Source organism: Propionibacterium ruminifibrarum, from assembly GCF_900289195.1.
Taxonomy (GTDB): Bacteria; Actinomycetota; Actinomycetes; order Propionibacteriales; family Propionibacteriaceae; genus Propionibacterium; species Propionibacterium ruminifibrarum.
Map to the genome: position 1 here is coordinate 33,360 of NZ_OMOH01000001.1, position 20,754 is coordinate 54,113.

Consider the following 20,754-nt stretch of genomic DNA (forward strand, 5'->3'; position numbering starts at 1 on the left):
TTTACCCTGCGCTGTTCGATTTGTAACCCATCACTCGATATTTGTTCTAACAAATGATCGTCCTTGTGGGTGCCTTGTCCTGGAATGCGAGAGGGCCCGCGGCCCAGTCCGGTGGGGACTGTGGCGCGGGTCCTCCCGCATCGGTGGCGGCCGCTTCTCACAGGTAGTGGCGCTGCGGTGCGCGGTCGCGCAGGTAGTCCTGGTAGGCCTCCTGCGTGCTCTCGATGCGCGAGACCTGGGAGACGGGCACGTCCCACCAGGACGAGCCGGGCGGGTTCGGGCCGTACAGATCGGTCTCGATGTGGATCATCGTCGGACGGTCGGACTCGGTGGCCCGGCGGTAGGCGTCCTTGAACTCATCGATGCCGTGCGCCTCGATGACGTCGATGCCCCACGAGCGGGCGTTGGCGGCGATGTCGACGTCGAGCAGCTTGCCATCGGCCGTGTGCGAGGCCCCGGCGCCGCCCTGACGGTAGCGGGTGCCGAAACGCTGGGAGCCACGCGACTCCGACAGCGAACCGATCGAGGAGAAGCCGTAGTTCTGCAGCAGCACGTAGATGACCTTGATGCCCTCCTGGGCGACCGTGGCCAGTTCCATCGGGAGCATCTGGTAGGTGCCGTCACCGACGATCGAGACGACCTCGGAGTCGGGCAGCGCGAGCTTGACGCCCATCGCCGCCGGGATCTCGTAACCCATGCATGAGAAGGCGTACTCAACGTGGTACTGGACCGGGGTGCGGGCACGCCACAGCGCCTGCAGGTCGCCGGGCATGGACCCGGCGGCGTTGATGACGACGTCCTCGTCACCCATGAGCTCGTTCAGGGCGCCGAAGACCTCGGTCTGGGCCGGCAGCGGACCATGGCCGAGGTGGTAGCACTCGTCCACCCGCTTGTCCCACGCCGCCTTCTCCTGGGCGATCTCAGCGGCGTACTCGCTGCTGACCGAGTAGCCGTCAAGAGCCTCGGTCAGCGCGGTGAGGGTCTCGCGGGCATCCGCCACGAGCATCTCGCCGCTGTTCTTGACGGCGTCGAAGGCCTTGACGTTGATGTTGACGAAACGCACGTCCGGGTTCTTGAACTGCGTCCGTGAGGCCGTCGTGAAGTCGGAGTAGCGCGTGCCCACGCCGATGACCAGGTCGGTCTTGTCGGCGATGTGGTTGCCCGAGTCACCGCCGGTCGACCCGACGCCGCCGATCGACTGGGGGTGGTCGAAGTTGATGGCGCCCTTGCCCGCCTGGGTGTCGGCGACCGGGATGCCGGTCGCGGTGGCGAACTGTCGCAGCTGCTCGGAGGCCTCGGAGTAGATGGCGCCGCCACCGGCGATGACCATCGGTCGCTTCGAGGCCTTGATGAGCTCCACCGCGCGCTCGAGGGAGGCGGGGTCGACGGGTGTGCGGCGCACGTGCCACACGCGCTTGCGGAACATCTCGACGGGGAAGTCGAAGGCCTCCGCCTGGACGTCCTGCGGCATCGCCAGGACGACCGCACCGGTGTCGGCCGGGTCGGTCAGGGTGCGCATCGCCTGCATGAGCGAGGGCAACAGCTGCTCGGGGCGGTTGATGCGGTCGAAGAAGGCCGAGACCGGGCGGAACGCATCATTGCACGTGGTGTCGAGGGTCTGGGCGTTCTCGATCTGCTGCAGGACCGGGTCGGGGTAGCGGGTGGAGAACTGGTCGGACGGGAAGAGCAGCACCGGGAGCCGGTTCGTCGTCGCCAGGGCCGCGCCCGTGACCATGTTGAGGGACCCCGGGCCGATGGACGCGGTGCACATCATCGTCTGCAGACGATTCGTGCTCTTCGCGTACGCGGATGCCGCGTGCACCTGGCCCTGCTCGTTGCGGGGCATGATGTAGGGCATCGAGCCGCCGTCCGGTTCGGGATCGAGTTCGTTCTGCAGCAGCGCCTGACCGATTCCGGCGACGTTGCCGTGCCCGAAGATGCCGAAGGCGCCGGCGATGAGGCGCTGTTCACGGCCGTCGCGCTCGGAGTACTGGTTGACGAGGAATCGGATGGTCGCCTGAGCCACCGTCAGACGAACCGTGGGTACGGGACTGGTCATTGTTTCTCCTGCTCGGGACGCGAACGATGGTGGTCGCGTCGGGTTTTCGATGGGGTGTCAGTTCATCGGTGTCATCGGCAGCCTGGGGTCGACCTCCTGGGTCTGCCAGGACTGACGGATCCAGGTGTGGTGGGGGTCATCGGTCATCAGCCAGACCGAGTCCTCGGCCGGGCCGGCCATGACGTTGAGGTAGTAGAGATCGTAGCCGGGCGCTGCCACGGAGGGGCCGTGGTAGCCGTAGGGCATGACGACGATGTCGCCGCTGCGCACCTCGGTGCACACGTCGATCTCGTGGCCGGGGGACGGGTAGATCCGCTGCAGGGCGAAGCCCGGCTCGGCGCCCTCGTTGCCGGGGCGCACCTCGTAGTAGTAGATCTCCTCGAGGACCCGCTCGACGTCGTTGTGCTCGTCGTGCTTGTGCGGGGGATAGGAGGACCAGTTGCCGCCCGGGGTCAGGACCTCGCACGCCAGGAGGTGAGAGGTCTCCACGTCATTGCCCAGCGCGTAGTTGTTCACCTGGCGAGAGGACGGACCGGCTCCGCGCAGTCCCGTACCGACCTCGTCGCGTCCGCAGTAGCGCACGGGCAGGTCCCTCGTCGCCTTGGCGCCGGGCAGGGCGACGCGTGCGCCCTTGTCGCTGGACAGGGCGATGTCGGTGGCGCGCGGAATGTACATGTAGTCCGTGATGTCGGTGAACACGGACTCCCGGCCGCTGATCTCGTAGGAGCGGCCATTGACCTCGACGGTACAGCCGCCCGAGAGGGGCAGCACGAGGAACTCCGCCTCGCCGCCGGGCACGTGGACGTCCTGGCCCGGTGCCAGGTTCAGTACGCGCAGGGAGGACCATTCCCAGCCTGCGCGCTCAGGATCCAGGTCGGTCTCGTACGCATCATGGGCGAGCTGACCCGAGCGGATGATGTACTTCTCTTCGTTCACAGCAACTCCACTGCATTGTCGACGGCCGCCTCGACGTTGTCGTCCGGCGGATAGAGCAGGGACCGGCCGATGACCAGGCCCCTGACGTTGGGCAGGGCCAGGGCCCTGCCCCATGAGGCCCGCGCGGCCTCGGGATTCTCGGAGACCTCACCACCGAGGATGAGACTGGGCAGGGTGGTGGACTCCATGACGCGATCCATGTCCGCCACGCTCGGCAGCTTCAACCAGGTGTGCGCCGAGCTGTGACCGAGCCCCTGGGCCACCGCGATCGAGCGGATGACCGCGTCGGTGGACAGGTCGTTGACGACACGTCCGTCCTCACGACGCGAGATGAAGGGCTCGATCATGGCGTTGAGTCCCCGGTCCGCCAGCGCATCGATGGCATGAGCGCTTGCCTCGAGAGTCCTGGCAGTGGCCGGGTCGTCGTAGTCGATCCTGGTGAGCATCTTGCCGCCGTTGAGCCCCGCGGTGACGATGCCCCTGGCGTCGTATCCCCCGAAACGGTCATCGATCTCGAATGCCGCCCCCTGCAGGCCGATCCGGTTCATGGACCCCCACACGAGCTTGCCGTCGAGAGCCCCGAGCAGGGCGAGGTCCTCGATGAGATCGGCGGAACCCAGGAAACCATTGACACCGGGGCGGGACAGCGCTGTGACGCAGCGCCGCAGCAGATCCTCGCGCGAGGCCATCGCCATGGGATCGGAGCCGGCGCCGAGTGCACCCCGGGCGGGATGGTCGCAGGCGATGACGAGGAGCCGGTTGGTGGCGGCCAGATCAGCGCGCGGACGCAGGGCGAGGGCGCGGGAGATTCGTTCCGGCTCGCTCGCCCTGATCTCGGCGAGCTGTTCAATCAGGATGCCCATCGGTCTCACCTTTTCTCGATGACTGGCTGGATGTCGGGGTGCTCACTGATGGCGTGCTCGACCTCGTAGGAGGTCGGCATCGCGGTGGAGCACTCCAGGCGTGAGGCGACGATCGCGCCTGCCGTCGAGGCGAACTGTACGGCCCTGGCAAGGTCGAAACCCTCGAGGATCGCATGGCAGAAGGCGCCGCCGAAGGCATCCCCCGCTCCGAGGCCGTTGCAGACCTCGACGGGGGTGACGGGCATGACGATCCGCTCGGTGCGGGTCTTGGCGAGGGTCCCCAGGGGGCCCTGCTTGACGATGGCGATCTCCACTCCCCGGTCCAGGAGCGCGTCGGCGGCCCGATCGGGTTCGGTCTCGCCCACGGCGATGCGGCACTCCTCCTTGTTGCCGATCGCCACGTTGACCTTGCCGAGGACTCGCTCGACCTCACGAGTGGCGGTCTCCTCGTCCTGCCAGAACATCGGACGGTAGTCCAGGTCGGCGATGGTCCACTGACCGCGTTCGCGGGCGTCGAGCGCCGCGTGGTGCGCCGAGCGGGACGGTTCGACCGACAGACCGGTGACCGAGAACCAGAAGATCTTGGCGCTGCGCACGGCGTCGATGGGGATGTCCTGCTCCGTGAGCTCCAGGTCGGGCGCCTTGGGCTGGCGGTAGAAGTAGAGGGGGAAGTCGTCGGGCGGGAAGATCTCGCAGAAGGTCACGGGGGTGTTGTACTCCTCGTTGCGTACGACGAACTTGTCGGAGACGCCGAGTCTCCTCATCTCGCGACAGATGAATCGGCCGAATGGATCATCGCCCACCGCAGTGATCACCGCGGCGCGTGCGCCTTGGCGGGCGGCCGCCACCGCGACGTTCGTCGGGGAACCCCCGAGGAACTTGCCGAAGCTGGTCACGTCCTCGAGCCCGATCCCGGTCTGGAAGGGGTAGACGTCGATACCACTGCGTCCGATGGTGAGTAGATCGAGTTCGCCGTTCTCGGCGCCGGTCTGGTTGGACATCATTGTTCCGGAAAGACTGGACATCATCGTTCCTTCTCGTGAGTACGGGCGCTGCCCCGTACAGTTCTGAATCTATGCGGTCGGGAGGTCGAACGTCAATCTTTTGTCCTGACAAATCAGCGCGGCTGCTGGGTTCAGGTGGGCGATGTACACTGCGATGGCTTGATGACACTCAGCGCGGTGGGCGGTGACCTGCCGGCGGCAACACCGAGGTGAGTCGATGGAGGAGACCGACGGCACCGTGAATCTCGACGTGCCCTTCGTTCCGCAGATCGTGCTGGATCGGGAGTCCGATGTCCCGCTGTACCAGCAGATCGCCCGGCCGATCGAGGAACTCATCCTGGCCGGTGAACTCGCTCCCGGCCGTCTCATCGAGGACGAGGTGTCCATGGCGAAGCGACTCCAGGTGTCGCGTCCCACGACCCGCAGGGCGCTGCGCGATCTCGTCACGAGAGGAATGCTCACCCGCCGCCGTGGCGTCGGCACCCGGGTGACCCCGATGCACGTGCGTCGTTCGCTGGGGCTGACCTCGCTCAACGACGATCTGGTCGCCGCCGGTTTCGCCCCCCGTACCGAGGTCCTGTTCTACGAGGTGATGCTCGCCGATGAGGAGGCGGCCCGCCGTCTGCACTGCGATGAGGGGACCGAGATCATCCAGGTGAGGAGGCTGCGCTTCATCGAGAACGAGCCGCTGGCCGTCATGACCAATCTGCTTCCCGCCGGGGCGAAGGCCCCCACCGTCACGCAGCTGTCCGGGCAGGGCCTCTACGAGAGCCTCGCCGCACACGGCATCCGCCCGGCCATGGCCCAGCAGTCCATCGGGGCGCGGCTCGCCTCCCCCGAGGAGGCGCGGCTGCTCGCCGTCGACGAGGGCGCCGCCGTGCTCGTCATGGAGAGGACCGCCTTCGACAAGGAGGGCAATGTCATCGAGTACGGCAACCACGTCTACAACAGCGGTCTGTACTCGTTCCAGTTCAACCTCGTCCAGGACGGCTGAGCCCGGGGCGCGGCACGAACGGAGCCGCCCCCGGGCCGGTGAGTTCGAGGAGTGCGCGTCACAGCGACATGTCGGCGACGCCGCGGCCCTGCACCTTGCCCTGCCGCAGCAGGTCATAGCCCTCGGCCACCTCGTCGAGCGCGAACCTCCGCGTGACGATGTCCTGGTAACGGATCGTGCCCTCCGCGGCGAGACGGACGACCTCGGGCAGGTCCTGCCGGGTCCGGGCCCCGTAGGAACCCAGGATCGACTGGGAGCGCCGCACCGTCCGGTTGATCTCGACCTCCGCGGTCTGCACGCCGGCGCCCAGCCCGATCGGCACCATCCGCCCGCCGTCCCTGAGGGCATCGAGGGCCGACGTCCAGGTCTGGGGACGTCCGAGTGCCTCGAAGGCGACGTCGACGCCGCGGCCCCCCGTGAGCCCGAAGACCGCTTCATGCACGTCCTGCTTCGTCGAGTTGACGACGTCCGTGGCGCCCAGCGCACGGGTCGCCGCCAGCTTGTCGTCGTCGACATCGATCGCGATGATCTGCTTCGCGCCGAATGCCCGGCAGACCTGGATGATGTTGGAGCCCACGCCGCCGGTCGCCACGACGGCGACCGACTCGCCGTGGCGCAGATCGGCGCCTCGGCGTACCGCGCCATAGGCCGTCATTGCCGCGCAGCCCAGGATGGCCCCGGCGACCGGGTCGACCGAATCGGGCAGGGGAGTGACCGATGTGGAGGGAATGACGCAGTACTGGGCCAGTCCGCCCATGGAGTACATCGCGATGGGCGACCCGTCCTGGTCGAACAGGCGGGTCTCGCCGTCGTAGAGCTTGCCCTGGAGACGGTTCAGGTCGAAGAAGGGGCCACACAGGTCGTCGCGGCCCTCCGCGCACGCGGGGCACTGGCCGCAGGGCATGAGGAAGGCGCCGGCGACCCGCTGGCCGACGGCGAGTCCGGTGTGCTCATTGCCGGGGCCGACCTCGACGATCTCACCCGCCACCTCGTGCCCCAGCACGCAGGGCAGGGGGAAGGCGATGGCCCCCGCGATGACATGGAGATCGGAGTGGCACAACCCGCAGGCGCTGGTCTTGACGAGGACTTCGCCCGTACGGGGCCTTGGCGTGCGGATCTCCTCAATCTCCAGACCGCGTGAGACATCACGCAGGACAGCCGCGCGCATCGTTGCGGGAATTTGTACTGACATTTCATCCTCCGGTGGATCAAAGTCGCCATGAACAACCCATGCTGGTGTCATGAGTTCGCTTCTGACAGTAGCTGACGGCGTTCAGCTTGTAAAGAACAATTGTAAGAACAAATTATTTCACCGCGGAATCGGTCATGCTGTTCCGGGGTTGCTCGAACCGCGCGGCACCAGCGACGGGGCGAACACCTGCTCGGCCTGCTCGGCTCGTCCGGCGATGCGCTCGCTGAGCAGCACCATCGCGGCCTCGGCCAGCTCAGTGGTCCGCGGGTCGATGCTGGTGAGCGAGACGGCGGGGTGGGAGGCGATCCGGGAGTCGTCGAACCCGGTGACGCCGCAGTCGCCCCCGACCCGCAGCCCCCGATCGACGAGGACGCCCATGGCAGCGAGGGCGATGTCGTCATTGTGGCAGCAGAAACCGGTTCCGGCGCCGAAGGTGTCGAGAACGCCTGCAACGGCGTTCTCGGCGCTGGTCGAGAGCAGGTCGATGACCAGCGGTTCACGACCCTGGTGCCGCATCTCCTGGCAGAATCCGAGCCGGCGGGCCGCCGCCGAGTCGCCCGGGACGGCACGGTCGAAGCCGAGGTAGACGACGGGGTCGTAGCCCTGCGACAGGAGATGGCCGGTGGCCATGCGGGCACCTGCCTCGTCGTCGCAGTGGACGAGATCGACCTGCTCGGGGCCTTCGTTGTGCGTGAGCAGGGTCGTGGGTACCTGGGCGCCGATCCGGTGCAGATCGTCGGTGTCCAGCGGCGGGGAGACCAGTGCCAGGCCCTCGATCCCCATGTGGATGAAACGTTCGGCGGACATGAGGCAGGTGTCGCGGTCGTGGCCCGACACCGCGATCAGTGGCACCAGGTTCAGCATCTCGCAGCGGTTGCGCAACTCGCCGCACAGGTCCGCGTAGAAGGGGTTCGTGATGTCGGTGAGGACGATGCCGATGAACCGGGAATTGTGCGCGGCCAGGGCCCGGGCGGCGATGTTCGGCTGGTAGTCGAGTTCACGCATCGCGGCGAGCACTCGTTCACGGGTGGCCGGTGAGACCCTCGGGTCGTCGAGCGCCACCAGTGAGACGGTCTGCCGGGACGTACCCGCCAGACGCGCGACATCAACCTGCGTCGGCCTGTGCGGCTTGACCATGACCCACCCTTTCGCCGTCGCCGGACGGAGAAGACAGCGTACCGAGGCGAGGGGAGCCCGTCGATGGCGCCCGGGCCGGGAGCCCCGCGGGGCTCCCGGCCACTGATGCGGCGCCGGACGATCAGGCGTAGAACGCCGGCTTCTCCATGAGGGTCACCTCGACCATCGGCGAGGTCTCGTCCTCGAGCGAGGAGACCGCGGCGTCGACGACGGAGGTGGCGGCGTAGCCGTCCCACGAGGTCGAACCGGTGTGCTCGTCGCGGGCCACGGCGTTGATCCACTCCTGGAACTCGCGGTTGAAGGCCCCCTGGAAACGATCGATGTGCGACTGGCACATCGCGTTGCGGTTGCCCTGGGAGTCGCGGATGTGGATCTTCTCCTGGTCACCGAGACGCACCGCGGCGGTCTCGAGCACGAGCTCGCACTCGATCGAGTAGGCCCACTGGAGATTGACGTTGACCTCGTCGTCGATACGAACGCCGGACTCGGTGTACATGACCACGACGACCGGGTCGATGAGGTGGTCGAAGCGGTGCGTCGTCGACTTCGGACGCTCGACGCGGACCCTGACGATCTCCTCGCCGAGCAGCCAGCGCATCGTGTCGATCTCGTGGATGGCGGTGTCGTCGATGGCCATGCGCGAGGTGTACGACTCCGGGACGGAGGGATTGCGGTGGCGGTTGTGCACCAGGAGGGCCTGGCCGTTCTCGCCCGCCTCCAGGACGGCCTTCATCTCGTTGTACGCGGCGTCGAAGCGGCGCATGAAGCCGACGGTGACGAGCTTCTTGCCGGCCTTCTGCTCCGCCTCCATGATCGCGATGCAGTCCTCGGCCGTCGTGGCCAGGGGCTTCTCACACAGCACGTACTTGCCGGCCTCGATGCACTTGATGACGTCGGGCGCGTGGACCTTGCCGAAGGTCGCGATGATGACGGCGTCGACCTCGGGGTCGTTGATGAGCTCATCGGAGGTGTCGTAGGCCTTGGCCCCGTAGGGCTCGGCGGCAGAGACCGCGGCGTCGTGGTTGATGTCGGCGACGGCGACGATCTGGCCGCCGGACAGCTCGTTGGTGATGCGGGCGAGATGGGCCCGGCCCATGCCGCCGGCGCCGATGAGTCCGATGCGAACAGTCATGATGGGTTCTCCTCTTCGAGTGATGTGACGGTGAGTCAGGCCAGACCCAGGCCGCACTCGGCCAGGTAGGTGCGCATGTTGATGGCGTTGGGCTTCGGGAAGGACGGATCGCAGGGGTAGCAGTCCTGTTCGCAGATGCAGTAGATCGGCTTGTCGAGCTCGGCGAGCGCGTCGACGAAGGCATGCATCTCGGGCAGGCCGGCGGGCGGGCAGACCGACGCGCCCTTGGTGACGGCCTCACCGAAGGGCCAGTCCTTCTCGTGGGCCTCCTTCGTGATCGCCTCGTCGAAGGCCTTGATGTGCACATAGGTGATGCGCTCGGGGTACTTGCGGCACAGCTCGACCGGGTCGCCACCGCCGTAGACGACGTGGCCGGAATCGAGGCACAGGTTGACGTACTTCGGGTCCGTCGCGTCGAAGATGCGGGCGATCTCCTCGGGGGTCTCGATGTGGGAGTCGCCGTGGGGGTGGAGCACCATCTTGAGGCCGTACTCGTCCAGCAGCATCTGACCGAGCGCGTTGGCGTGCTCGACGTAGAGCTTCCAGGCATCGTCGCTCAGGACGCGGTCATCGGTCCACTCCCAGGTCTTGTCGTCGCGGTAGAGCGGGGGCAGGTGCACCATGTACTCGGCGCCGACGGCCGCGTGGGTCTCGGCGATCTCGCGGAAGTGCCGCAGCGTCTCGGGCCAGGCCTCCTCCTTGTGCAGGATGCCCCAGCCGGTGCCGGCGACGACGCGCATGCCGTACTCGTCGCACCACTTCTGGAGCTCCTTGGGATCGGTGGGGAAGTATCCCCAGGGGCCGGTCTCGATGACCTCGAAGCCGGCCTCGGCCATCTCCTGCCAGGCCTGGCGGGGATCCATCTGCTTCGGGTCGTCGGCGAACCACACACCCCACTGGTCAGGGCACACGCCGATGGTGAGCTTCGAGTACTTCGGGTCGTTGGTGTTGCGTGCTCGTGAGGCCATTGTCGTCTCTTCCTCCTCATTGAGGGTCTTTGTCGAATGCTCTATTGGAGCGCGCTAATAGCGTATCAATCCGAAGCCGAAATGGGTACCCCCAGTTCCCCCGGGTTCTGGTGGCCGATGACACACCGACCCGGCTGCCCCGGCATGCGTGGTGCGGTCCTCGCCGCCTATGGGCTGGTCTGCCCGGGGTGGGGCCGTTGTTCGGCATGCCCGAGGCCTGGCCCGGTCCGGACTCGGGCCGGCAGCCGGCCGCACCACGTGCACAACTGGTCGAGGAACTGCGCCAGCGCCGGTTCGGACTGGACGGCCCTGGTGCGGTGCCGCACGAGCAGCCGGCGCACCCCCAGCCCGGGCAGCGCCGTGACACGTACCTCCGGCCGGTTCACGTCGGTCAGGGCCAGCTGCGGCAGCACGGTGGCGCCGAGCCCCTCGGCGACCATGGCCACGCCCGTCGAGTACGAGTAGTGCATGTGCGGGCTGCGGATCGGGCGGGCCATCGACGCCGTGATGCGTTCCATGGCGTGGTTGCCGGCCGAGCCGGGGGGCTGGCGCAGCCACGTGAGCCCGTCCAGGTCGCGGCGCGAGGCGATCGGGCCGTTGCCGACATGGGTGATGAGCACCCACGGCTCGTCGTAGACGGGGGCGTCCGTGTAGCCCTGCGGCGCCGTCTCGGGGTTGGTGTCGCGTTCCAGGCACAGGACGTCCAGGCGGCCCGAACGCAGCAGCGTCATGCCCTCGGGCTCCTCGATCTCGGCGATCCGGACATCGATGCCTGGCGTCGTCGCGGTCAGGTCCCGGCGGTAGGGCAACAGGATCGCATTGATGAACGTGGGGAAGGCCCCCACGCGGATCGTCCCGGTGACGCCGTCGGCATAGCTGCGCAGGGTGCTCGACAACTCGACCAGCTCGTTCTCGATGCGTTCGGCGCCGGCGGCCAGGGCGCGCCCCGCGGGCGTGAGCACCGCACCGGAAACGGTGCGTTCGATGACGGCGACGCCCACCTCGCGTTCGAGCCGGGCGAGCTGCTGGGACACCGCCGAGGCCGAGATGGACAGCCTCCCGGCGGCCCCGGTGACACCGCCCTCACGGTGCACGGCGAGGAGCACCTCCAGACGTCGGGGATCGATCTTCACGGCTCACATGCCCCGCGAGACCGCCTCGTTGACGAGGGCGAGCGGTCCCGCCTCCCCGATCAGCTCCACATCGGCCTCACGTCCGTACAGCCACATGGCCAGCTCGGTCGGGTTCCCCCGGACGAGCACCGCGGGGCTGCCCTTGGCCAGGACGCGTTCCTCGGCGGCCCCGTCGTTGCGGGCGAGTCGGAGACCGACCTGGCTCCGGCGGCCGATCAGCCTGCCGACACCGCCGATGGCGCCCCAGACCTGGTCCGACAGCGCGAACCGCTCCTCGGCGAGCAGCTCGGGACGTTCCACGGAGCCAGTCGGCTGTGCGCGGAAGAGGTCCTCGTAGTGAACGAGATACTCCAGCCCGTTGACCCGCCTGTCGACGGCCCTCATGCGCATGATCGTCGGCCCGAAGGGTCCACGGCGCAGGGCGGAGACGATCTGGTCGAAGTTCTGCCGCGCCAGCAGCGTGTGGGTGCGGGCGACGGTGATGGGCTCGAGGGCCGGGATCAGCATGCCGGGCAGGGAGAGCACATCGTTCTCGCGCAGGAACAGGTGCGCCGCCAGGTCCTTCGCGTCCCAGCCAGTGCAGAGCGTGGGTGCCTGCGGGCCGACCTGGTCGAACAGATCGCAGATGGCCGAGCGATAGAAACCGGCAAGGATGAGGCTCATGGCTGCGAGTTTATTGGCAGACCGGCATTCGGCGGTTGCGATTCTCCCTGTGGACATGCGGGGAGAATGGTGCCATGCACTCTGATGCCCTCGATTCACCCGATGCCCCGGAACTGCCGGCAGAGATCGCCTCGCGCCTGCGTTTCAACGAGGCCGGACTCGTCCCCGCCATCGCGCAGGACGCCACGAGCGGACGGGTGCTCATGATGGCCTGGATGAACGCCACCTCACTCGCGATGACCCTCGCCACCCGACGTGCGACCTACTGGTCGCGCTCGCGGTCCGAACTGTGGGTCAAGGGCGCCACGAGCGGCCACACGCAGCACGTACGACGGGCCTGGCTCGACTGCGACGGCGACACGCTCCTGCTGAGCGTCGACCAGGTCGGCGGCGCCTGCCACACCGGAGCGCAGTCCTGCTTCGATGCCGGCGGACCGCTGCCGATGGGTGATGAGTCCGAGGGGAGCCGGGCATGACACGCGAACTCGAGGTCACCCCGGGCCTGGACGAATTCGTCGCCCAGGCCGTTGAGCGCCGCGTCATCGGCGTCCACGCCCGCCTGCGCGCCGACGACCTGACCCCGGTCGCGCTCTACCAGCAGCTCACCGGGGGGCGCCAGGGCAGTTTCCTGTTCGAGTCGGTCGAGCGGGGCGTGTGGTCCCGCTGGTCGTTCGTCGGCGTGGACTGCCCCTCGACCCTCATCGGCGCGGCGGGTCGGAGTCACTGGCTCGGCCGCCCGGTCGCCGGCCTTCCGACCCGTGGTGCCCCGCTGACGGTCCTGGGGGAGACGCTGAAGGCGCTGCACACGCCATCCGATCCCGGGCTGCCGCCATTCAGCTCCGGCATGGTCGGCTACCTGGGTTACGACATGAAGCGTGAGCAGGAACCCACCCTGGGGCCGCCGCTGCCCGACGACCTGGGCGTGCCGGACATGGTCATGATGCTGGCGTCGGACATGGCGGTCCTCGACCACGACCAGGGCGAGGTCTGGCTCATCGCCAACGCCATCAACTTCGACGGCAGCCCCGAACGCGCCGAACAGGCCTGGGCCGACGCGGCCCGCCGGGTGCGCGCCATGGCGGCCAGATTGTGCGAACCCCGTCCGGCGATGCTGGCCAGACAGGTGGCGGCGGCTCCGCCGCGGGTCCGAGACCAGCGGGCCCGCGGGGAGTTCCAGGGACTCGTCGAGGCCGCAAAGGAGCACGTGCGAGCCGGCGACATCTTCCAGGTGGTGCCCTCCCAGCGTTTCGACGTGCCCTGCACCGCCTCGGCCCTCGACGTCTACCGTGAACTGCGGGTCACCAACCCCAGCCCGTACCTGTTCCTGCTGCGCCTGCCCGGATTCGACCTGGTCGGGTCGAGCCCCGAGGCCCTCGTCACCGTCAAGGACGGCGTGGCGACGACCCATCCGATCGCCGGCACCCGGCCCAGGGGGAGGGACGAGGCCGAGGACCGCCGGCTCGCCGACGAGCTGCTGGCCGACGAGAAGGAGCGCGCCGAGCACCTCATGCTCGTCGACCTGGGCCGCAACGACCTGGGGCGGGTCTGCGTTCCCGGCACCGTCGCCGTCACCCGGTTCATGCACGTCGGCCGCTACTCGCACGTCATGCACCTGGAGGCCTCCGTCACCGGAACCGTCCGGCCCGGCGTCTCGGGCCTGGACGTGACGATGGCGTGCTTCCCCGCCGGCACCCTGTCGGGCGCCCCGAAACTGCGCGCCATGCAGATCATCGACGAACTCGAGACGACCCGCCGGGGCCCGTACGGCGGGGTGGTCGGCTACTTCGACTTCGCCGGCAATGCCGACGCGGCCATCACGATCCGCTCCGCAGTCCTCAAGGACGGTGTCGCCCACGTGCAGGCCGGCGCCGGGATCGTGGCGGATTCGGTGCCGGACGCCGAGGACGCGGAGACCCGCAACAAGGCCGCCGCGATGATCGCCGCCCTGGGCAGGGCCCAGGCCAGCGTCCCGCTGGTCCCGGTACCCGAGGACGGCCCGGGCGGCAACGACGAGGGGAGGACACGAGCATGAGCGGCACCGTCCTGGACGAGATCATCGTCGGCGTCCGCGCCGACATGGCGGCCCGCATGATCCGCACGACCCCCAGCCAGCTGGAGGCGGCCATCGAGCAGAGGGGACCGACGATCGATCCGCGTCCCCACCTGCGCAGTGCCGAGTCCGTTCGGGTCATCGCAGAGGTCAAGCGCTCCAGCCCCTCCAAGGGCGCCCTGGCCGAGATCCCCGATCCGGCGGCCCAGGCCCGCGCCTACGAGCGGGGCGGGGCCGGTGCCATTTCGGTGCTCACCGAGCAGCGCCGCTTCGGCGGCCGGCTCGCCGACCTGGTCGCCGTGCGCACCGGTGTTGAGGTCCCGGTGCTGCGCAAGGACTTCGTTGTCGACCCCTATCAGGTGCTCGAGGCCCGTGCCGCAGGGGCCGACCTGATCCTGCTCATCGTCGCCGCCCTCGACGACGCGACGCTGCGGGAGCTGTACGACCTGGCCACCGGCCTCGGCCTGCTGCCGCTCGTCGAGGTGCACACCCCCGACGAGGCCCGCAGGGCCGTCGATCTCGGCGCCGAGTTGATCGGCGTCAACAACCGCAACCTGAGGACCCTCGATGTCGACCTCGCCCAGTTCGAGCGGCTCGTCGGCCTCATTCCGGACGAGGCGATCAGGGTCTGCGAGTCGGGCATCGGTACCGTGGCAGATGTCGTGCGCGTGCACGATGCCGGAGCCGATACGGTACTCGTCGGGGAGATGCTCGTGCGCAGCGGCGACCCCGCTGCCGCAGTACGCGCCATGATGGAGGCCACCGGGCGGCGACCGACCGGTGCGAGAGACGGAGATGGGGAGTCGCGATGAGTGAGATCGTGTCGGGAGCGCTGCCCGATGCCCTGGGGCACTACGGCCCGTTCGGGGGCCGATTCGTGCCCGAGGCGCTGATGGCGGCGCTGCAGGAACTGTCCGAGGCCTTCGAGGCCTCCCGGAATGATCCCGAGTTCGCAGCCGAGCTCGCCGACCTGCAGGTCAACTACGCCGGCCGTCCCAGTCCGATCAGCGAGGCCCGCAACTTCGGCGAACGCTGCTGCGGCGGTGCGCGGATCCTGCTCAAACGCGAGGACCTCAACCACACCGGCAGCCACAAGATCAACAACGTGCTGGGCCAGGGGCTGCTCACCAGGCGCATGGGCAAGAAACGCGTCATCGCCGAGACCGGAGCCGGCCAGCATGGCGTGGCCACCGCGACGATCGCTGCGCTCATGGGCTTCGAGTGCCGCGTCTACATGGGCAGGGTCGACACCGACCGGCAGGCGCTCAACGTGGCGCGCATGCAGCTCCTGGGGGCCGAGGTCGTGGCCGTCGAGGCCGGCAGCGCCACCCTCAAGGACGCGATGAACGAGGCCATGCGCGACTGGGTTACGAACGTGGACACCACGCACTACCTCATCGGCTCGGCCTCGGGGCCGTACCCCTTCCCGAAGATGGTCAAGCAGTTCCAGTCGGTCATCTCGGCCGAGTCCCGCGCCCAGATGCTCGACCGCTTCGGCGTCCTGCCCGATGCGGTCTGCGCCTGCGTCGGGGGCGGCTCCAACGCCATTGGCTCCTTCGCCGAGTACATCGGGGACGACGACGTGGCCCTCTACGGCTTCGAGGCCGGTGGGTCCGGTGTCGAGACCGGCGAGCACGCCGCCTCGATCAACGGCGGCTCGGTGGGCGTCCTGCACGGCACACGCACCTTCGTCCTGCAGGACGACGATGGGCAGACGGTGGAGTCGCACTCCATCTCGGCCGGCCTGGACTACCCGGGTGTCGGCCCGGAGCACGCCTACCTCGCCCAGACCGGCCGCGCCCACTACGAGCCGGTCAACGACGACGAGGCCATGACCGCCCTGGACCAGCTGACCCGGTGCGAGGGGATCATGCCGGCCATCGAGTCCGCCCATGCGATCGCCGGCGCCCGCCGTCTGGCCCTGCGCATGCTCGCCGAACGGCCCGATCACCGGCCGACGATCCTGGTGACCGTCTCGGGCCGCGGCGACAAGGACGCTGACACGGCGATGCGCTACTTCGGCGTGCACGGCGACGTGGATGCCACCACCGGGAGGATGTCATGACCGATCTGACCAGGCCCTTCGATGACGAGTCCCGATTGGGTGTCTCGGGGCGCATGGTGGCCGCCTGCCGGGCCGAGAACCGGGCCGCGCTCGTCGGCTACCTGCCCGTCGGCTACCCCGACGTGCCCGGTTCCATCGCAGCGATGGTCGCCCTCACCCAGGGAACCCAGGGCAGGGGAGTGGACGCCGTCGAGATCGGCATGCCCTACTCGGACCCGATGATGGACGGTCTGGCCATCCAGCACGCCGACACCAGGGCCATTGAGCGCGGCGTGCGGACCCACGACGTCTTCTCGGCCGTCGAGGCGGTCGCCGCGACCGGTGCCACCCCCCTCGTGATGATCTACTACAACCTCGTCGAACACTACGGCGCCAGAGGGCGCAGCACCGATCCGGCCGCCTCCGTGCGGGCCTTCGCCCGGGACCTGGCGAACGCCGGGGGCGCGGGGCTCATCACGCCCGACCTGACGCCCGATGACGCCGAGTTCTGGACCGCCGCGTCGGACGAGTTCGGGCTCGACCGCATCTACCTGGTCGCCCCCTCCTCCACCGACGAGCGTGTCGCCCGGACTGCCTCGGCGTGCCGGGGCTGGATCTACTCGACCTCGGTCATGGGCGTCACGGGCGCCCGGGCACAGACCTCCGACGCGGCGCCACGACTCGTCGCCCGGGTCCGCTCCCTCGCCCCGGACCTTCCGGTCGGCGTCGGGCTGGGCATCTCCAACGGGACCCAGGCCGGCCAGATCGGCGCGTTCGCCGATCTGGCCATCGTCGGTTCGGCGCTGGTGAAGGAGCTCATCGCGGCCGAGGACTCGGGAACCAACTCCCTCGACGGCCTGCGCGCCCTCGTCGACGATCTGGCGGCCGGGGTGAGGAACTCCCGGTGACGACGCTGTTCCTCCCCAGCCCGGCCGCCAGTTCCTTCTCGATCGGCCCGGTCACTGTGCACTACTACGCCCTGTGCATCCTGGCCGGCATCTTCGTGGCCTGGTGGCTCAGCGCGCGCAGGCTTCGCGCGCGGGGGGCCGAGCCCGGCCAGTTCGACTCCATGATGGGCTGGGCCGTCGTGGCGGGCATCGTCGGCGCCCGCGCCTACCACGTCGTCACCGATCACCAGTTCTACTTCGGCCCCGGGCGCGACCCGGTCGACGCCCTCAAGATCTGGAACGGGGGCCTGGGCGTCTGGGGCGCCGTCCTCGGCGGTGGTCTGGCGGTCCTCGTGTGGTGCCGCGTGCACCGGGTGCGTTTCGGGGCGGTGGCCGATGCGATCGCCCCGGCACTGCTGCTCGCCCAGGGCATCGGCCGGGTCGGCAACTGGTTCAACCAGGAACTCTTCGGACGCCCGACCTCGCTGCCGTGGGGCCTGGAGATCGACGTGGCGCACCGGCCGAGCGGCTACGTGCAGTACGCGACCTTCCACCCGACCTTCCTCTACGAACTGATCTGGGACGTCGCGGGCGGCATTCTCCTGCTGTGGGCGTCCTCGCGGTTCAGGCTGGGCCGCGGGAAGACCTTCACCGCCTATGTCGCCTACTACTGCCTGGGCCGCTTCTTCATCGAACTCCTTCGCATCGACCCGGCCAACCAGATCGGCGGGCTCCGGGTCAACAACTACACCAGCGCGATCTGTTTCCTCGCCGCGCTGGCGCTGCTCGCCTGGCAGCTGCGGTACCGTCCCGGCTGCGGTCCCAGGCTCGACGCCGACAGGCCGGGGCCAGAGGCCGAGCAGGACGGCGAGCACGCCGAGACCCCGGCCCGGGCCGGCGGGGACATCACCGGTGAGAATCCCTCCGGTTCGGGTTCCCGGCGAGGGGAGGACGGCGGTGCCCCGGTGAGCCGAGCAGCGGACCAGGACGTCACCGACGGGTGAGGCGCCTGCTCACAGCCAGTCCCGCCGTTTGAAGACGATGTAGAGCACCATGGCCGAGGCGGCCATGAGTCCGAGGGCCATCGGGTAGCCGTAGCGCCAGTCCAGTTCGGGCATGTGGGAGAAGTTCATGCCGTAGATCGAGCCGATGAGGGTCGGGACGAGCAGGATGGCGCCCCACGAGGAGACCGTCTTCATGCTCTCGGTGCGTTGCTGGTCGGTGAGGGCCTTCGGTGAAGGTGACGTTGCGGGCTTGGTGGCGCTGGTTCCTGGTGCCCCGGTGCCCTCGGCCCCAGGCCACGATGGCTGCGGGCTGGGCCTGATTCATCGGGGCCGAGATGATCAGGTGGGCGATCCTCGACGGTCTTCTTCCCGTTGATGATGCGGGCGCGCCGGATCTTGACGATTTGACGGGCGCTGGGGAGCCGATCCAGGCCGGGGTCACAACTGCATGGATCGTGCGCGTGACCTTCAGACCGCGTGGAAATTGGGTTGGGAATCCTGCGGGACGTGTTTCCAGAGCAGGTGCTCCAGAACGCGGTAGGGACTCGGCTGGTTGAGCTTCACGGGATAGGTAGTCGCCATGCTGATCTGCGACCTGTTTGGGCGGTCATGGCCTGGATGAGTAGTGCGTCCATCGCCCATGACCGCCCCCAGATCCATCAGGGCTGGTAGGTGGCAGGTGGCTGAGATTTCGTTCGGCTCGATCCGTGACGTGGGCTGGCCCAGTGCCGGGTCATGCGGGGGTGGGTTGCTACCAGATGCGGGGCATCAGCGTCGTGGGCCCGTGCATGGTTTTGTCGTCGAGGGCGAGGGTCAGCTTGCCGCCGGTGGTCTGCGCGCGTAGCCGTGGCCATGCTTCCGGATCAGGAAGAGGGTCTCGGCCTCCAGCCACTCGATCACCCGGAGAAGCGTGGCCCCGCTGACCACATTGGTGGGATGGTCGAGTCGGGCCAAGAGCCTGGTCTGGTGTCGGCAGCGTAGTCGTCCGATCGCGTGCACCGATTTCGCGCCGGGCCACGGCTGCGACAGCAGGGCCAGCATCACCGACATCGGATGCCGACCGGGCACATGGGTAAACAGTGACATGTTCCTCCCCGGTCATACTTATCAGTGCTGGGGATGGGGCGTTCTGTCTGTCATTCCTGACCCGGCGTCTTGTCGGTCGGCGTCACATGCCCCATAGGATCTGGAAGCCTCGGAAATCGACTTGGGGTTTTAGTGATTCTAAACCAACTGGTTCGATGAACTCCACACTGTATTTCGGTGTCGATATGATCTATTTCTGTCTCATGATCATTTCAGTTACCTTCCAACAACATCAAACGCTCCAGGATATGCGCCGTGACGCCGCGCGAATCATCTCCCCTAATGCTACCGCCTGGTCAGGGACCAGATCGGAGCATGGATCCGACGCGGCTTCACGGCCGATGGCTGCTAACCATCCTTCGGTTCACTCACCTAAGATCCTGATCCACCCAAAATCTGGGCGGGGCCTGATCGTGCTGCTCTTGTAGTTGGCCATCTTGAAGACTATGATGAATGATCATTCATTCAAGGAGGAGAGATGACTGGTCAAGAGCTAACACCCCCACCTGTCGTGAGTAGCTGGAGTAGGGTGACCTGGATCACGGTGCTCGTGTCGGCTGTGCTGTCCTTGCTGATCCTCACCTTTGCTTGGCCGAGCTCCCGTGCTGAGATGTCGGGGCAGACGATTGCGGTGACTGGGGATGCTGAGCTGGTCGAACAGTTCATGTCCAATGTCAGTGGTGGCCTGAGCGGGATCGCAGACTTGGAGCAGGTCAGCGATCGGGACGCGGCTGTCGCGGGCGTGCTGAAGCGAGATTTCATAGGTGCCGTCGTGCTCGTTGACGGAGCCCCTGAGGTACTGACCGCGTCAGCAAACGGGCAGGTGCCGACTGCAGTCATGACCGAGGTCTCTGGGCGATTGCAGACCATGCTGGACGCGCAGATCTACGACGGGATCCGCAGCGGGATCGATGCTGCAGCAGAGCGTGGGATCGATCCAGCGGCCGTGGCCGGACAGCTGCCCGAGTCGCTTCCCCAGGTGGCCGTGACAGACCTGGTGCCCTATTCCTCGGATGACCCGAGTGGGGCTGGCGCCACAGCCGCTGGTATTCCGCTCACGGTTGGCGCCCTGCTCGCCGGGCTGACGATCGCTTATCTGGTCAAGGGCGTGTGGCGCAAGGCAGCCGCTGTGCTTGGACTCGGGGTCGGCGGGGGCCTGCTGCTCGCCCTGATCCTGGATACGTGGCTTCAGGTGTACCCGGGATCCTTCGGTGCCCTCTGGCTGGCCCTAGGGCTGTCCCTCATGGCGACGAGCGGGCTGTTCTCCGGTCTGCACGCAGCCTTCGGCGAGGTGGGCATAGGGATCGCTGCGGGGATCACCCTGTTCGCCGCGATGCCATGGGCTGCATTTGCCGTTCCCTACAAGTTCCTTCCCGCCGGTCTGGGTTGCATCGGACAATGTCTCATCCCCGGTTCGACGACAACGCTGCTCCGGATCGTCAGCTACTTCCCTGATGCCAGTGCAGCGGGCCAGTGGTGTGTGCTGTGTGCATGGCTTCTCGTCGATGTCGTGCTGCTCGCGCTCGGGCGTCGTTCCACCGCACGGATGCGGGCGGAAGCCTGAGAGGCGGCGGGTCGGGCCGGGGGACTGCCCCGGCCCGA

Annotated in this window: 20 protein-coding genes; 8 read left to right on the forward strand and 12 right to left on the reverse strand. The window is 67.9% G+C overall.

Going from position 1 to position 20,754, the window contains the following annotated elements:
• Positions 1-157: 157 nt before the first annotated feature.
• Genes iolD through iolC form a run of 4 tightly spaced genes read right to left on the reverse strand, consistent with a single transcriptional unit; the run spans position 158 to position 4,859 of the window.
• The gene (gene iolD / locus PROPJV5_RS00140; RefSeq protein WP_119714331.1) at positions 158-2,059 is read right to left on the reverse strand and encodes a 3D-(3,5/4)-trihydroxycyclohexane-1,2-dione acylhydrolase (decyclizing); all 1,902 of its coding nucleotides are present in this window, start codon (positions 2,057-2,059) and stop codon (positions 158-160) included.
• 57 nt (positions 2,060-2,116) lie between these two features.
• Complete coding sequence (iolB, locus tag PROPJV5_RS00145; RefSeq protein WP_420812703.1) at positions 2,117-2,995, reverse strand: 5-deoxy-glucuronate isomerase; 879 nt, start codon at positions 2,993-2,995, stop codon at positions 2,117-2,119.
• Positions 2,992-3,858: a Cgl0159 family (beta/alpha)8-fold protein gene (locus PROPJV5_RS00150; RefSeq protein WP_119714333.1), complete on the reverse strand. Its 867-nt coding sequence runs from the start codon at positions 3,856-3,858 to the stop codon at positions 2,992-2,994. The genes iolB and PROPJV5_RS00150 overlap by 4 nt, the downstream gene beginning before the upstream one ends.
• Before the next feature lie 5 nt (positions 3,859-3,863).
• A complete protein-coding gene (gene iolC, locus PROPJV5_RS00155; RefSeq protein ID WP_420812706.1) occupies positions 3,864-4,859 on the reverse strand; it encodes a 5-dehydro-2-deoxygluconokinase in 996 nt (331 codons plus the stop codon).
• 220 nt (positions 4,860-5,079) lie between these two features.
• Here iolC and PROPJV5_RS00160 point away from each other — a divergent pair, with 220 nt between their 5' ends.
• Positions 5,080-5,856: a GntR family transcriptional regulator gene (locus tag PROPJV5_RS00160; protein ID WP_119714335.1), complete on the forward strand. Its 777-nt coding sequence runs from the start codon at positions 5,080-5,082 to the stop codon at positions 5,854-5,856.
• Positions 5,857-5,914: 58 nt separating this feature from the next.
• Here the strand turns inward: PROPJV5_RS00160 and PROPJV5_RS00165 are convergent, their stop codons facing one another.
• From PROPJV5_RS00165 to PROPJV5_RS00190, 6 genes are all read right to left on the reverse strand, one after another.
• Positions 5,915-7,024 carry a zinc-binding dehydrogenase gene (locus tag PROPJV5_RS00165; protein WP_119714336.1) on the reverse strand — a complete coding sequence of 370 codons (1,110 nt, stop codon included), beginning with the start codon at positions 7,022-7,024 and terminating at the stop codon, positions 5,915-5,917.
• Between the two features lie 156 nt (positions 7,025-7,180).
• Entirely contained in the window at positions 7,181-8,185 is a 1,005-nt protein-coding gene (locus PROPJV5_RS00170) for a LacI family DNA-binding transcriptional regulator (RefSeq protein WP_119714337.1), read from the reverse strand.
• A gap of 121 nt (positions 8,186-8,306) precedes the next feature.
• The gene (locus PROPJV5_RS00175; protein ID WP_119714338.1) at positions 8,307-9,317 is read right to left on the reverse strand and encodes a Gfo/Idh/MocA family oxidoreductase; all 1,011 of its coding nucleotides are present in this window, start codon (positions 9,315-9,317) and stop codon (positions 8,307-8,309) included.
• 35 nt (positions 9,318-9,352) lie between these two features.
• The gene (locus PROPJV5_RS00180; protein WP_119714339.1) at positions 9,353-10,285 is read right to left on the reverse strand and encodes a sugar phosphate isomerase/epimerase family protein; all 933 of its coding nucleotides are present in this window, start codon (positions 10,283-10,285) and stop codon (positions 9,353-9,355) included.
• 167 nt (positions 10,286-10,452) lie between these two features.
• Positions 10,453-11,418, reverse strand: a complete 966-nt coding sequence (locus PROPJV5_RS00185) for a LysR family transcriptional regulator (protein ID WP_119714340.1) — start codon at positions 11,416-11,418, stop codon at positions 10,453-10,455.
• 3 nt (positions 11,419-11,421) lie between these two features.
• Positions 11,422-12,081, reverse strand: coding sequence for a TIGR03085 family metal-binding protein (locus PROPJV5_RS00190; RefSeq protein WP_182858496.1), 660 nt, complete (start codon positions 12,079-12,081; stop codon positions 11,422-11,424).
• A gap of 74 nt (positions 12,082-12,155) precedes the next feature.
• Between PROPJV5_RS00190 and hisI the strand changes: the two genes are divergently transcribed.
• The 6 genes from hisI to lgt are packed head-to-tail and all read left to right on the forward strand — an operon-like array spanning position 12,156 to position 18,066.
• Positions 12,156-12,557, forward strand: coding sequence for a phosphoribosyl-AMP cyclohydrolase (gene hisI, locus PROPJV5_RS00195; RefSeq protein ID WP_119714342.1), 402 nt, complete (start codon positions 12,156-12,158; stop codon positions 12,555-12,557).
• A complete protein-coding gene (locus tag PROPJV5_RS00200) occupies positions 12,554-14,113 on the forward strand; it encodes an anthranilate synthase component I (RefSeq protein ID WP_119714343.1) in 1,560 nt (519 codons plus the stop codon). Before hisI ends, PROPJV5_RS00200 begins: the two co-directional genes overlap by 4 nt.
• Entirely contained in the window at positions 14,110-14,943 is an 834-nt protein-coding gene (gene trpC / locus PROPJV5_RS00205; RefSeq protein WP_119714344.1) for an indole-3-glycerol phosphate synthase TrpC, read from the forward strand. The genes PROPJV5_RS00200 and trpC overlap by 4 nt, the downstream gene beginning before the upstream one ends.
• Positions 14,940-16,196 carry a tryptophan synthase subunit beta gene (gene trpB / locus PROPJV5_RS00210; protein ID WP_182858497.1) on the forward strand — a complete coding sequence of 419 codons (1,257 nt, stop codon included), beginning with the start codon at positions 14,940-14,942 and terminating at the stop codon, positions 16,194-16,196. Before trpC ends, trpB begins: the two co-directional genes overlap by 4 nt.
• 53 nt (positions 16,197-16,249) lie before the next feature.
• Positions 16,250-17,083, forward strand: a complete 834-nt coding sequence (gene trpA / locus PROPJV5_RS00215; protein WP_119714639.1) for a tryptophan synthase subunit alpha — start codon at positions 16,250-16,252, stop codon at positions 17,081-17,083.
• Complete coding sequence (gene lgt, locus PROPJV5_RS00220; protein WP_119714345.1) at positions 17,080-18,066, forward strand: prolipoprotein diacylglyceryl transferase; 987 nt, start codon at positions 17,080-17,082, stop codon at positions 18,064-18,066. Before trpA ends, lgt begins: the two co-directional genes overlap by 4 nt.
• Before the next feature lie 9 nt (positions 18,067-18,075).
• Here lgt and PROPJV5_RS12980 read toward each other — a convergent pair whose 3' ends face one another.
• Positions 18,076-18,387, reverse strand: coding sequence for a CorA family divalent cation transporter (locus tag PROPJV5_RS12980; protein WP_275403687.1), 312 nt, complete (start codon positions 18,385-18,387; stop codon positions 18,076-18,078).
• A gap of 492 nt (positions 18,388-18,879) precedes the next feature.
• Complete coding sequence (locus PROPJV5_RS00230; RefSeq protein ID WP_147385305.1) at positions 18,880-19,152, reverse strand: transposase family protein; 273 nt, start codon at positions 19,150-19,152, stop codon at positions 18,880-18,882.
• A gap of 529 nt (positions 19,153-19,681) precedes the next feature.
• Here PROPJV5_RS00230 and PROPJV5_RS00235 point away from each other — a divergent pair.
• Positions 19,682-20,716: a V-type proton ATPase subunit F family protein gene (locus tag PROPJV5_RS00235; protein WP_119714348.1), complete on the forward strand. Its 1,035-nt coding sequence runs from the start codon at positions 19,682-19,684 to the stop codon at positions 20,714-20,716.
• The last annotated feature ends 38 nt before the right edge of the window (positions 20,717-20,754 follow it).